General features: G+C 63.0%; 12 protein-coding genes. 6 read left to right on the top strand and 6 right to left on the bottom strand.

Annotation, left to right across the window (positions count from 1 at the left end; all coding sequences use genetic code 11):
* Positions 1–4: 4 nt before the first annotated feature.
* The 6 genes from ADIAG_RS01715 to ADIAG_RS01690 form a co-directional block, all read right to left on the bottom strand.
* Positions 5–1,549: an acyl-CoA synthetase gene (locus tag ADIAG_RS01715; protein WP_007269564.1), complete on the bottom strand. Its 1,545-nt coding sequence runs from the start codon at positions 1,547–1,549 to the stop codon at positions 5–7.
* A gap of 65 nt (positions 1,550–1,614) precedes the next feature.
* A complete protein-coding gene (locus tag ADIAG_RS01710; RefSeq protein ID WP_007269563.1) occupies positions 1,615–2,613 on the bottom strand; it encodes an ABC transporter substrate-binding protein in 999 nt (332 codons plus the stop codon).
* Between the two features lie 229 nt (positions 2,614–2,842).
* Complete coding sequence (locus ADIAG_RS01705; RefSeq protein WP_007269562.1) at positions 2,843–3,298, bottom strand: MaoC family dehydratase; 456 nt, start codon at positions 3,296–3,298, stop codon at positions 2,843–2,845.
* A 70-nt stretch (positions 3,299–3,368) separates the two neighbouring features.
* Positions 3,369–4,556, bottom strand: a complete 1,188-nt coding sequence (locus ADIAG_RS01700; protein WP_007269561.1) for an acyl-CoA dehydrogenase family protein — start codon at positions 4,554–4,556, stop codon at positions 3,369–3,371.
* Positions 4,553–5,446 (bottom strand): 4-hydroxyphenyl-beta-ketoacyl-CoA hydrolase, encoded by an 894-nt coding sequence (locus tag ADIAG_RS01695; protein WP_007269560.1) that lies wholly within the window; start codon positions 5,444–5,446, stop codon positions 4,553–4,555. Before ADIAG_RS01695 ends, ADIAG_RS01700 begins: the two co-directional genes overlap by 4 nt.
* 21 nt (positions 5,447–5,467) lie before the next feature.
* Positions 5,468–6,400, bottom strand: coding sequence for an SDR family NAD(P)-dependent oxidoreductase (locus ADIAG_RS01690; RefSeq protein ID WP_043472611.1), 933 nt, complete (start codon positions 6,398–6,400; stop codon positions 5,468–5,470).
* 128 nt (positions 6,401–6,528) lie between these two features.
* Here ADIAG_RS01690 and ADIAG_RS22485 point away from each other — a divergent pair, with 128 nt between their 5' ends.
* The 6 genes from ADIAG_RS22485 to ADIAG_RS01660 all read left to right on the top strand — a co-directional run bounded on the left by ADIAG_RS22485 (position 6,529) and on the right by ADIAG_RS01660 (position 11,676).
* Complete coding sequence (locus ADIAG_RS22485; RefSeq protein WP_007269558.1) at positions 6,529–6,996, top strand: MarR family winged helix-turn-helix transcriptional regulator; 468 nt, start codon at positions 6,529–6,531, stop codon at positions 6,994–6,996.
* Between the two features lie 184 nt (positions 6,997–7,180).
* The gene (locus tag ADIAG_RS01680) at positions 7,181–7,591 is read left to right on the top strand and encodes a TOBE domain-containing protein (protein ID WP_007269557.1); all 411 of its coding nucleotides are present in this window, start codon (positions 7,181–7,183) and stop codon (positions 7,589–7,591) included.
* Positions 7,588–8,382: a molybdate ABC transporter substrate-binding protein gene (gene modA, locus ADIAG_RS01675; RefSeq protein WP_007269556.1), complete on the top strand. Its 795-nt coding sequence runs from the start codon at positions 7,588–7,590 to the stop codon at positions 8,380–8,382. The genes ADIAG_RS01680 and modA overlap by 4 nt, the downstream gene beginning before the upstream one ends.
* 3 nt (positions 8,383–8,385) lie before the next feature.
* Positions 8,386–9,204, top strand: a complete 819-nt coding sequence (locus tag ADIAG_RS01670; protein ID WP_007269555.1) for an ABC transporter permease — start codon at positions 8,386–8,388, stop codon at positions 9,202–9,204.
* Positions 9,201–10,250: a sulfate/molybdate ABC transporter ATP-binding protein gene (locus ADIAG_RS01665; RefSeq protein ID WP_007269554.1), complete on the top strand. Its 1,050-nt coding sequence runs from the start codon at positions 9,201–9,203 to the stop codon at positions 10,248–10,250. The genes ADIAG_RS01670 and ADIAG_RS01665 overlap by 4 nt, the downstream gene beginning before the upstream one ends.
* Positions 10,251–10,485: 235 nt before the next feature.
* On the top strand, positions 10,486–11,676 hold the full coding sequence (locus ADIAG_RS01660) for a 4-hydroxybenzoate 3-monooxygenase (protein ID WP_007269553.1): 1,191 nt from the start codon (positions 10,486–10,488) through the stop codon (positions 11,674–11,676).
* Positions 11,677–11,738 lie beyond the last annotated feature (62 nt).

Raw genomic sequence — 11,738 nt, 5'->3', positions numbered from 1 at the left:
GTCCTTACAGGATGTGTGCCGGCGGTGTGGAACCGCCGAATGTCTTGCGCAGATCGGTCTTGCGGATCTTGCCGCTGGCGGTGCGTGGAAAGTCGTCGGTGAGCACTACCGTTCGGGGGATCTTGTATCGGGCCAGCCTCCCGGCCAGATGTTCCTTGATTTCTTCCGCGGTGATCTCCGCCCCCTCGACCGGGACTACGATGGCCCGCGGCACCTCACCCCATTTCTCATCCGGGACGCCGATGACCGCCACCGAACCCACCCCGTCCAATTCCATGATGGCCTGTTCGACCTCTGCGGGATAGATGTTTTCCCCACCGGAGATGATCATGTCCTTGAGCCTGTCGGAGATGTAGAGGAAGCCTTCCTCATCCAGATACCCCATGTCCCCGGAGCGAAACCAGTTTCCGTTGATGAAGGCCACCTCGCTGGCCTCGGGCAGTTGCCAGTATTCCTTGATCACGTTCGGCCCCGAGATCAGGATTTCGCCGGCTTCACCGGCCGGCAGCTCGTTCCCGACCGGATCAACGATCCTCACATCGGTGAAGAAGTGCGCCAGCCCGGCCGATCCGGCCTTGGAACGGGAACGCTCGGCCTGCAGGGAGGTGACCCCCGGAGCGGTCTCGGTCATGCCATAGCCGCCGGAGAACCCTAGGTTCCGCCGTTCGTAGGCCTCAAGCACACGCATCGGGACGGCGGATCCGCCGCAAGTGAGCATGCGCAGCGAGGAAATGTCGGTGGTGGCCCAGGCGGGATGCTCGGCCAGCAGCTGATAAGTGGTCGGGACCCCGGAGAGCGAGGTGATCGAGTGGTGTTCGATCGCCGCGAGCACCGCGGAGGGCTCGAAGCGATCCTGCAGCACCAGGGTGCCGCCCTTGAGCAGTGTCGGCAGAGCGCCCATGCCCAGAGAGGCAACATGGAACATCGGTGCGATCATCAGGGCCTTCGAATCGCTGGTCACGTCGTAGTCGACCAAGACGTTCAGCGAATTCCAGGTCATGTTCCCGTGGGTCAGCACCGCGCCCTTGGGCTGCCCGGTGGTTCCGGAGGTGTACAGGATGATGGCAGGATCCTCGTGCTCCACCGCAACGTCCTGGTATCCGGCGTCCGCGTTCGACAGTGCCCGTTCATAGTCCGAGTCGGCGCCCGGCTCATTGGCCAGCACCAGATGGTGCACCACGGGGCTGTCGGCCTTGGCTGCCTGAGCCAGGTCGTCAAGGGAGGCCGAGCTGATCAGCACGGTGCTGCCGGAGTCGGTCAACGCGTAGTTCAGTTCGCGTGGAGTGAGCCGGGTGTTGAGCGGGACGAAGATCGCGCCGATGCCGCCGGCGGCAAAGAGAGTTTCAAGGAAGGCGGAATGGTTGTTGCCCAAGTAGGCAACTCTGCTTCCCTTCTCCACACCCAACTGGCGAAGTGCGTTGGCCAGCTTGTCGATGCGGGTTGCTAGCTGCGCATAGCTCAGGGACTTCTCGCCCTCGATGACTGCTGCGTGGTGCTGCGACTTGATGCGTCGCTTGTGGATCCAGCCGCCGAGTCCTTGATTATGCATGGGGGTGCCTTTCGCGTGTGCCGGCCCCAAGGCCGGCACACCTTTTCGTACGTTTGTTCTCAGGATTATTTGACCGTCATGGCGTCGACGTCCGGTGCTTTGGACAGGAACTTGTGCTCTGCGGCGAGTTCCGCCAGCTTGCTCAGCTGCTCCGTGGGAACCGCGCCGTCCCAAGTTTCCATCTTGAGGGTCTCAGCGACCTTGGGGTCCATCTTCATGAACTCCGGCAGCAGGGCTTTGGCCCCGGTCTGGTCATCTTCGGCGGCGGCGAGGGTTTCTGTCATGGCTGCCTTGAAGTCGGCGACGACCTCAGGCTTTTCCTCAGCGAACTTGCCGCTGGTGAAACTGACCATGGTCGGTAGGCCTGGAATGGCCTTCTGGTTTGGGTAGCCCAGCAGCTCATTATCCGAGTTGGCTAGGGCCTTGGACAGGAACGGTTCCGGCAACCACACCCCATCCACGTTCTTGCGATCAAGCTGAGCCTCCATGTCCGGGAAGGGCATCTCGGAGAATTTCAGGTCGCCCGGGGTCCCGCCGTCGATGGCGGCGGATTCCATGATGGTCAGGTCACCCTGGGTCTTGAGGGCATTGACCGACGTGGTCTTGCCGGCCAGATCCGCAAAGGTCTTGATGCCCGAATCGCCGCGCACGACCACACCATTGATGTCATCGCCCTCGGCCTTGGAGTCCGAGTATCCTGAGACGATCTTCATGTCCAGACCCTTGTCCACTGCGGTCAGTACCGAGAGCGGGTTGCCAACGGCGAAGTTCAAATCACCGGTGGAAACTGCCGGGAGCATTGCTGCGCCGGCGGAGCTGGTGGTCAGCTCGATATCAAGGCCGTGCTTTTCAAAGATGCCGTTGTCGATTCCGTACTTCACAGCTACCGAAGGAGCGATGGGTAGGACCCCGACGACGACCTTGGTCAGTCCACTTGCGTCGGATCCGCCGGACGAGGCTTCGTCGGTGGATCCAGAGCCCGAGGGCGAGCCCTGGCCGCATCCGGTCAAGGCGAGCGCCGCAATCGATGCCCCGGCGAAAATGGTAGACAGACGCTTCTTCATGAATGCTCCTTGGTGAAAAATGATGGCCCAGGCGACTATGCCCCAACCGCGAGTTATTGTGACCCCTGCCACATACGACAATCTAAGCTTAATCGTTGAAGAAATCAATAGTTGTCGTTTTCTAAAGCGTGAACTTCTGAATGTGACGATAGATCGCGCGATTCACCCGAACGCGGATACGGCAACGGCCGGGAAAACCCTCTCGGGTTCCCGACCGTTAAGACGTTTTCTAGGCGTAGAAGCGGTAGATGCCGCGGGAAACCACGGCCGGCTTCGGTGCGCCTTCAACCTCGACGACCTGGTCCACGGCGATCTGATAACCGCCCTTAACCTCTTCGACCTCCGCGATCTGTGCCTTCATGCGAATCTTCGCGCCCACCGGTACCGGCGAGGGGAAGCGGACCTTGTCCAGCCCGTAGTTGACGCGGGTGGAGACACCGGTGACGTCAAAGAGCTCTGACCAGAACGCGATCTGCAGGCTCAGCGAGAGGTAGCCGTGGGCGATCGGTCCACCGAAGGGTCCATCCTTGGCTTTTTCCGGGTCGGTGTGGATCCACTGGTGGTCATCTGTCGCATCCGCGAACGTGTTGACCTGCTCCTGGGTGACGGTGCGGAATTCGCTGTAGCCCAGGTCGGTGCCGGCGGCGGTTGCGAGCTGCTCGTAGGAAAGAACTGTCTGGCCCATGATGGGTACTCCTTCTAAAGTGGTTGGTCTTGAAACATAAGGAAAAACAATCGGGGGGGCGTCGAGCCCGCTAACGGAAGGCCCCGATGCCGGTGATGGCCCGGCCGAGGATCAACGCATTGATCTCGTCGGTGCCCTCGTAGGAATAGATGGCTTCTGCGTCGGCATGGAAACGGGCCACGTCGTAGTCGAGCACGATGCCGTTGCCTCCGCAGACTTCCCGGGCCAGGGCGGCGGTCTGGCGCAGCATGCGCGCAGTGAACATCTTCGCCATGGCCGAGTTCTCGTCCTTGTAGATGCCCTCGTCCTGCGCCTGGGTCAGGCTGACGACCATGGCCAGCGACGCGGTGACGTTGGTGAGCATGGTGGCCAGCTTTTCCTGGATCAACTGGAAGGAAGCCAAGGGTTTGCCGAACTGCTGTCGCTCGGTGACGTATTTCAGTGCCGCCTCGTAGGCGCCCGCTGCGGTCCCCGCGGCGATCCAGGCGACGTCCGAGCGCATATTGCGCAGGCAGGCCGCGACGTCGGCGAAGGAGTTGATGTTTGCCAGCCGTGCCGAGGCCGGTACCGACACATCTTTCAGCTCGATGTCGGCGTTCTGCATGATCCGCAACGAGGTCTTACGTTCGATTTTGCTCATCGTCAGGCCCGGCGCGTCGGTGGGTACTAGGAAGCATTTGACCTTGCTGTCCGCGGTGTCGCGGGCGAAGACCGCCAGCACGTCGGCCTGGGCTGCGCCACCGATCCAGCGTTTGGCGCCGTTGATCACCCAGTGCCCACCGTCGGTGCCCGGCACGAAGGTGGCCCGCGTATCAAGTCCCCCGGCGATGTCCGAGCCGTGCTCGGGTTCGGTCAGGGCAAAGACGCCCTTGTAGGCGTAGGAAGCGATCAGCGGATCCAGTTCGGCTACCTGTTCGGGGCTGCCGCCGAGGTTCACGGCGGTGCGGAACAGCCCGGACTGGGCATTGTAGAAGGTGACTACCGAGGCATCGACGCGCGCCAGTTCGAAGTTCCTGAAGCCGTCAAAGAGGCCACGGACCTTTTCGCCGGCGGCCAGTACCTCGGCCGGGCGCATCAGATCCAGCTGAACCAGTGGGTCGATGATCGCTTCGGGGAATTCCCCACGCTCCCAATGGTCGCTGAGAACCGGGCGGACATGTTCATCAAGTACCGCGCGCAGGCGCAGCAGCGCCGCGCGTTCGGCGTCGGTGAGCAGCCTGGCGAAACTGTATTGGTCGCTGGGGCAGAAATCGGTCATGACCCGTCCAGTCCCAGCACCCGTACCGCGTTGTCCTTGAGGATCCGGGGGCGCACTTCGTCCTTCAACGGCAAATCGGCAAAGGCAGCCAGCCATTTCGCGGGGGTGATCAGAGGGTAATCGGTGCCGAAGAGCACCTTGGAAGCAAGGACGTTGTTGCTCATCTTCACCAAGGAGGCCGGGAAGTACTTTGGGCTCCACCCGGAAAGGTCGATGAACACGTTGGCCTTGTGGGTGGCGATCGAGTTTGCCTCGTCCTGCCACGGCACCGAGGGGTGGGCCATGATGATGGTTAACCCCGGGAAGTCGGCAGCGACGTCGTCGAGCAACAGCGGGTTGGAGTAGCGCAGCTTGATGCCACGCCCGCCGGGAAGCCCCGCGCCCATCCCGTTCTGCCCGGTATGGAAGATGCACGGCAACCCGAGTTCCTGAAGCGCCTCCCACAAGGGGTAAAATTCCGCCGACGACGGGTCGAAGCCCTGCAGTGAGGGGTGGAATTTGAAACCACGCACACCCAGCACGTCCGCTTGGCGCCTGGCTTCGGTGATCGCTGCCGGGCCGGTGCGCGGGTCCACTGAACCGAAGGGGATCAGCACATCGTTGTTGCGTGCCGCCCCGGCGACCAGGTCATCGATGGAGTTCGGCTCGTGACCCAGTGCGGTGCGGGCGTCAACGGTGAACAACACCGCGGCCATCTTCGCCTCGCGATAAACCTCTGCGACCCGATCCACCGACGGGGTGCGCTCAGCGGATTTGAAGTACGCCGCAGAGGCCTCGAACAGGTCTTCCGGCATGGCCTTGTGCCCGCAGTCATCGACCTCGAGGTGTACATGCATGTCGATCGCGGTGATTGCGTTGAGATCGATGTTGGATTCGTAGCGAACGCTCATTTTCTAACCCGGTATCCCTTACTACTTAGCTGCTGGTTCGGGCTGCAGCTCGGCCGGCAGCTCAGGGAACTGCTCGCCGACGGACTGCAACTTCTCGCCAAAGAGCGTACCGAACTGTTCCTGCAAGGTCGCGTAATCCCAGCCGCCGTCGTGAAATTCGGAAGCTATGGCTTCCGGGTGGCTCCACAGCTGCAGGCGGTCCCCTCCGGCACCGATCGCCTGGCCGGTGATATTGCCCGCCTCTTCCGAGGCGAGGAATGCGATCAGTCCAGCGACGTCGTCGGCGGTACCGAAACCCAGTTCCTTGCGGAAGAAGTCCGGCATGGCCTCGCCGCGCTCGTCGGCCTCGACGGCCTTGGCGAAGAAGGGGACGGTCTTGGTCATGGCGGTGGCTGCCACCGGGATCACGGCGTTGACGGTGATACCGGCGCGCTTCATTTCAATGGCCCAGGTGCGGACCATTCCCACGATTCCGGCTTTGGCGGCTGCGTAGTTGGTCTGGCCAAAGTTACCGCGCTGGCCCGTGGGCGAACCGATGGTGATGATGCGTCCGGCGATATTGTTTTCCTTGAAGTAGCCATAGGCTTCGCGGACGCAGGTGAAGGTTCCACGCAGGTGCACGTTGATGACCAGATCGAAGTCTTCGTCGCTCATCTTAAGGATCGACTTGTCGCGCAGTACCCCGGCGTTGGTGACCAAGATGTCCAGGCGACCGAAGTTCTCCACCGCGGAGGCAACCAGTGCCTTGGCGGTTTCGGTGGAACCGACGGGCGCGACGACGGATACTGCTTTGCCGCCTGCTGTGGTGATCGAGGAAACTGCCTCGGCTGCCACGTCTGCGTCGACATCGTTGATGACCACTGCCGCACCCTGGCGGGCCAATTCTTGGGCGTAGCTCAGGCCGAGGCCACGGCCGCTGCCGGTAACTATTGCAACTTTTCCAGCCAGTGACATGTCTGCTCCTTCAAGGGTGTTCATTGCTCCCTCCGACCCGGTCGTGGGAACCTTGCTACATACATAACAACGTAAACTCTTGATAAAGTCAACGATTAAGTTTCTTATCGATCTCGAAGGGCGACACCATGGCGACCAAGCCGGGCACCACCACGAATACCATTGACCGCTTCCTGGCCAGCGAATTGGCAGGGGAAATAGAGTTCCTCACGGCCCGGAACCGCTCACTGGGTTCCGCGCGTGCCAACAAGCTCCTCGGTCCCCTGGGGCTGAAGGTTCGCTCCTACTCTGTACTTTCCCTCGCCTGCAGCGGCATGGCACCCACCCAGCGCGAACTGGCCGAATTCCTCTTGCTGGATCCGAGCCAGATCGTGCCGCTCGTGGACGAGCTGGAAAGTCGGGGGCTGGTCGGGCGCGCTGCCGATCCCAACGACCGTCGCTCCAAGGTCATCACCTGCACGAACGAAGGCATGCAGCTCTACAAGAAGGCTCGCGTGGCCACCGCGGAGGGCGAGGATATTGCCATGGCGAACTTGAGCAAATCCGAGAAAGAGACCCTGCGTGAGCTGCTGGCTCGGATAGCTTTCCCGCAGTAACCCTGCACCGGACATTGCAACTATCGTCCAGGAAACCCAAACGTACGATCGCCCTTCATCGGGAAGCCCCTGGGCACTGGGCAACGTGCCCGAATCGACCCAACCAGCCTTGCAGAGAAATACAAATTCTCGTATTTGCTTCGGAATTACGCCAAAGCTTCCGCATATGAGGCATTATGTGGATATGACAAAGATCCGTGTGTCCGAAGCCGCCCGCTTCTTAGGAGTCAGCGACGACACCATCCGCCGTTGGACCGAGAACGGAAATCTGACTCCATTCAAGGACGCATCGGGGCGCCTGGCTGTGGACGGACTCGAGCTGGCCCAACTGGCACGCAACCAGGCCCAGCTGCCGGATAATCCCTCGCGCATCGGTTCTTCCGCGCGCAACAGGTTCGTCGGGTTGGTCACCGGCATCACGATGGACACCGTCATGGCACAGGTCGAGTTGCAATGCGGCCCCTTCCGGGTTGTCTCGCTGATGAGCAGCGAAGCCGCCCGCGAATTGGACCTCAAGCTAGGCTCCATCGCCACGGCAGTCGTTAAAGCCACCACCGTCATCATCGAATCCCCGCAGGGACCGGCCGCGATATGAACCGCCTGGGAAGAAGTGCGGCAGCCCTGTTCATCTGCGCGGCACTGACCGTTTCACTGGCCAGCTGCGCAGCGGAAACCAACACCCCCGATACCTCGATTTCCGGCCCAACTGGTGAAATCACCGTATTTGCCGCGGCCTCTCTGAACGGCCCCTTCACCGAGTTGGCCGCCGATTTCGAAGCGCAGCACCCGGGCACCGAGATTAAGCTGAGCTTTGCCGGCTCCTCCGATCTGGTCACCCAAATCATTGCCGGAGCTCCGGCGGACGTCTTTGCCTCGGCCGACGAGCGAAACATGACCAAGTTGGCCGATGCGGACCTCGTGGCCGGGACCCCGATAGACTTTGCGACCAATACCTTGCAGATCGTTGTTCCCCCGGCCAACCCCGCCGAGGTTTCTTCCCTGGCCGACCTCACCAAACCCGAACTCAAGGTTGTCATCTGCGCCCCGCAGGTCCCCTGCGGGGCGGCAACCAAGACCATCGAGGAAGCAGCGCGCCTCGTACTGACTCCGGTCAGCGAGGAATCCTCGGTCACCGATGTGTTGGGCAAGGTGCGAAGCGGGGAAGCAGACGCCGGGCTGGTGTACGTCACCGACGTGCTGGCTGCCGGAGACCAGGTGAAGGGCATCGAGTTCCCCGAGTCTTCCGCCGCGGTGAACAGCTATCCGATTGCCACCGTGGGCACCAGCTCCAATCAGAAGCTGGCCGATGCGTTCATCGCCTCGGTCACGGGTCCGGAGGGCCAAAAGATGCTCTCCGCCGCCGGCTTCGGAACCCCGCGGAGCTAGGGGATGTTTCGTCGTAGCGGAAGCGGATACACCGCGGTCCCCCGCTGGCTTTATGTGTTCGCGGCGGTGGGCGCTCTCTTTGTCATACTTCCGCTTCTTGGCATGGTGGCCAAGGTCAACTGGTCCGAGTTCATTCCGCTGATCACCTCAGAGGCTTCGCTTGCCGCGTTGGGCCTGTCGTTGCGCACCTCGGCGGCCAGCACCGCCTTGTGCATCATCCTCGGAGTCCCGCTGGCCTTGGTGTTGGCCCGCGGCAATTTTCGGGGTCAACGCCTGCTGCGCGCCTTTGTCCTGCTGCCCCTGGTGTTGCCGCCGGTGGTGGGCGGCATCGCCCTGCTCTACACCTTCGGGCGCCAGGGATTGCTGGGCAGCAGTCTCGAAATGGCCGGCATCCAGATCGCGTTTTCCACAGTCGCTGTCGTCTTGGCCCAGACCTTCGTGGCCCTGCCCTTTCTGGTGGTCAGCCTCGAAGGTGCCCTGCGCACCGCCGGGGGAAGGTACGAGGCGGTGGCCGCGACACTCGGCGCCCGGCCCACCACGGTGCTGCGCCGGGTGACCTTGCCGATGGTCCTTCCCGGTCTGGCTTCGGGAGCCGTGCTTTCCTTCGCCCGCAGCCTGGGGGAATTCGGCGCCACCCTGACCTTTGCCGGTTCGCTCCAGGGCGTCACCCGGACTCTTCCCCTGGAAATTTATCTGCAACGGGAAACCGATGCCGATGCCGCGGTGGCGCTTTCTCTGGTGTTGGTGGCCGTTGCCGTGATCGTCGTGGCCCTGTCCTACCGATCCCCTCGGTTGCCTCACCTTGCGCGGGCCACCCGATGAGCCTCCAAGTCGAAGCCTCGCTGGAGGCACGCAATTTCAACATCGCACTGGATATGGCCCCGGGTGAGACGCTGGCGGTGCTGGGACCCAACGGCGCCGGCAAGTCCACCTTGCTCTCGGTGATCGCGGGGTTGCTGAAACCCGATGCGGGATCGGCGACCCTGAACGGGCGCACCCTCTTCGATTTTTCTTCCACACCGGACCGCTGGTTGGCCCCGCACGCACGCGGCACGGCCCTGCTGGCCCAGGACCCGCTGCTCTTCCCGCATCTGAACGCCCTGGAGAATGTTGCCTTCGGACCGCGTTCGACGGGTGTTTCGAAGGCCGAATCTCGGAGCATCGCACGACACTGGCTGGCGGCCACCGACACCGAACTGCTGGCGGACCGTCGCCCCGGCGAGCTCTCCGGAGGCCAGGCCCAACGCGTCGCGGTGGCCCGGGCGCTTGCTGCGGGGCCGGACCTATTGCTGCTTGATGAGCCCATGGCCGCCCTGGACATCCATGCCGCCCCCCTGATGCGCCGGCTGCTGAAGCACGTGCTGGCCGACCGCAACGCCATCATCGTCACCCACGATGTGCTTGATGCCCTGATGCTCGCAGATTCGGTCATCGTCATGGAGGACGGGCAGGTGTCCGAGGCCGGGGCCACCCGCGAGGTGCTGAACAGGCCGCGCTCCGGTTTTGCCGCGGGGCTGGCCGGGTTGAACCTGCTCACCGGCACCGCCCGGGCCGAGGGGGTCGAAACCCGCTACGGGCTTATCACCGGTACCGCGGAGGAACAGCTCCCACCAGGTGGCCCTGCGGCGGCGGCGTTCCGTCCCGCGGCGGTCTCGGTGTATCTGGATCCGCCGCACGACGGCAGCCCGAGGAACATGCTTCGCGCCGCGATCACCGATTTGGAACCGCACGGGGATGCCATCCGGGTGCGGGCCGGCGAGCTGGCCGCGGACATCACCCCTGCCGCGTTGGCCGACCTCGGGCTGGTCCCCGGCACGGAGGCCTACTTCGTTCTCAAGGCCACCGCCGTCACTCTTTACGGCACCTGAAACCGCCGATCACTCGGGCCGCTGCGCGAATCCAGAGTCCGCCGGGCACTCGGCGCGGTCGGCACCCACCCAACATATTCTCATTCAATGAGACGCGGCATGTGTTTGTCGTGGGCCAACCCACACACTTGAGTCAGATACCCCATACTCCGGGTTCCCCGCGGCGTACCCCTCGGCACAGCGACGTGCCCGTGCCGCCCCGGAACCCCACGCAGCAAAGGAACACGATCCACTCATGGCCACAGCGCGCACCATCATCAAAACCCGGGTCGGCATCGTCGGCGGCGGCCCGGCGGGACTGATGCTCTCGCACCTTCTGGCCAAGAACGGCATCGAAAACCTCGTGGTGGAATCCCGCGACCACGAGACCATCCGCAACACCCACCGCGCCGGCATCCTCGAGGCCGGATCGGTCAAGATGCTCACCGATTCCGGGGTCGACGGCCGGGTACTCACCCACGGCGACGAACACGAGGGTATCGACCTGCGCTTCAACGGCGAATCCCACCCGCTGGACTTCACCGACCTGGTCGATGCAACGGTCACCCTCTACGCGCAGAACGAGGTCTTCGTCGACTTGGCCGCGGCCCGGAAACGCGATAACGGAGACGTGCGCTACTCCTCCGAGGTCACGGCGGTCTTCGACCTGGAAACCGAAACCCCGAAGTTCCACTTCACCGACGCCACAGGCACCGACTTCGAGGTGCACTGCGACATCCTGGTCGGCGCCGACGGCTCACGGTCTTTCTGCCGCCGCGCCGTTCCCGGCACCCAGGACTTCAAGATCGAGTACCCCTTCGCCTGGTTCGGCATCCTCACCGAGGCCCCGAAGAGCGCACCGGAGCTCATCTACGCCAACTCCCCGCACGGCTTCGCACTGATCTCCCAGCGCTCCGAGACCGTCCAGCGCATGTACTTCCAGTGCGACCCGAACGAGGACGTGGATGCGTGGAGCGAGGACAGGATCTGGTCCGAGCTGCAGCGCCGCGTTGACGGGCCCGACGGATTCACCCTCAAGACCGGAAACATCTTCGACAAGACGGTGCTGAAGTTCCGCTCCTTTGTCCGCGAACCGCTCTCGCACGGCCGGATGTTCCTGATCGGGGACGCCGGGCACACCGTCCCGCCCACCGGCGCCAAGGGCCTGAACCTCGCCTTCGCCGACGTCAAGGTGCTCTTCGAAGCCATCGACTCCTACTACTCCACCCAGAATTCGACCCTGCTGCACGGATACTCCGACCTGGCGCTGAAGCGCGTATGGAAGGCACAGAACTTCTCCTACTGGATGACCTCGATGCTGCACACCCCGGTGGATGCCGATCCGTTCATGGCCAAGCGCGCCTTGGGCGAGCTCGACACCGTGACGTCCTCTCGCTTCGGGCAGCAGTACCTGGCCGAGTCCTACACCGGTTGGCCGCACTCCTAGCTCGTCGCCCCACACTTTCACCACATACCACCCCGCCTCCCCGAAAGGAGCCCGCAGTGAGC

The organism is Paeniglutamicibacter gangotriensis Lz1y, assembly GCF_000348945.1.
In the GTDB taxonomy this organism is placed as follows: Bacteria; Actinomycetota; Actinomycetes; order Actinomycetales; family Micrococcaceae; genus Paeniglutamicibacter; species Paeniglutamicibacter gangotriensis.
The sequence above is the reverse complement of the archived record's forward strand: the minus strand, read 5'-3'. Positions and strand labels throughout refer to the sequence as shown.

What these genes read in the sequence shown, in the direction of transcription:
- ADIAG_RS01715 (WP_007269564.1), bottom strand. Translation starts at nt 1,549, where the DNA reads ATGCATAATCAAGGACTCGGCGGCTGGATCCACAAGCGACGCATCAAG.
- ADIAG_RS01710 (WP_007269563.1), bottom strand. Translation starts at nt 2,613, where the DNA reads ATGAAGAAGCGTCTGTCTACCATTTTCGCCGGGGCATCGATTGCGGCG.
- ADIAG_RS01705 (WP_007269562.1), bottom strand. Translation starts at nt 3,298, where the DNA reads ATGGGCCAGACAGTTCTTTCCTACGAGCAGCTCGCAACCGCCGCCGGC.
- ADIAG_RS01700 (WP_007269561.1), bottom strand. Translation starts at nt 4,556, where the DNA reads ATGACCGATTTCTGCCCCAGCGACCAATACAGTTTCGCCAGGCTGCTC.
- ADIAG_RS01695 (WP_007269560.1), bottom strand. Translation starts at nt 5,446, where the DNA reads ATGAGCGTTCGCTACGAATCCAACATCGATCTCAACGCAATCACCGCG.
- ADIAG_RS01690 (WP_043472611.1), bottom strand. Translation starts at nt 6,400, where the DNA reads ATGTCACTGGCTGGAAAAGTTGCAATAGTTACCGGCAGCGGCCGTGGC.
- ADIAG_RS22485 (WP_007269558.1), top strand. Translation starts at nt 6,529, where the DNA reads ATGGCGACCAAGCCGGGCACCACCACGAATACCATTGACCGCTTCCTG.
- ADIAG_RS01680 (WP_007269557.1), top strand. Translation starts at nt 7,181, where the DNA reads ATGACAAAGATCCGTGTGTCCGAAGCCGCCCGCTTCTTAGGAGTCAGC.
- modA (WP_007269556.1), top strand. Translation starts at nt 7,588, where the DNA reads ATGAACCGCCTGGGAAGAAGTGCGGCAGCCCTGTTCATCTGCGCGGCA.
- ADIAG_RS01670 (WP_007269555.1), top strand. Translation starts at nt 8,386, where the DNA reads ATGTTTCGTCGTAGCGGAAGCGGATACACCGCGGTCCCCCGCTGGCTT.
- ADIAG_RS01665 (WP_007269554.1), top strand. Translation starts at nt 9,201, where the DNA reads ATGAGCCTCCAAGTCGAAGCCTCGCTGGAGGCACGCAATTTCAACATC.
- ADIAG_RS01660 (WP_007269553.1), top strand. Translation starts at nt 10,486, where the DNA reads ATGGCCACAGCGCGCACCATCATCAAAACCCGGGTCGGCATCGTCGGC.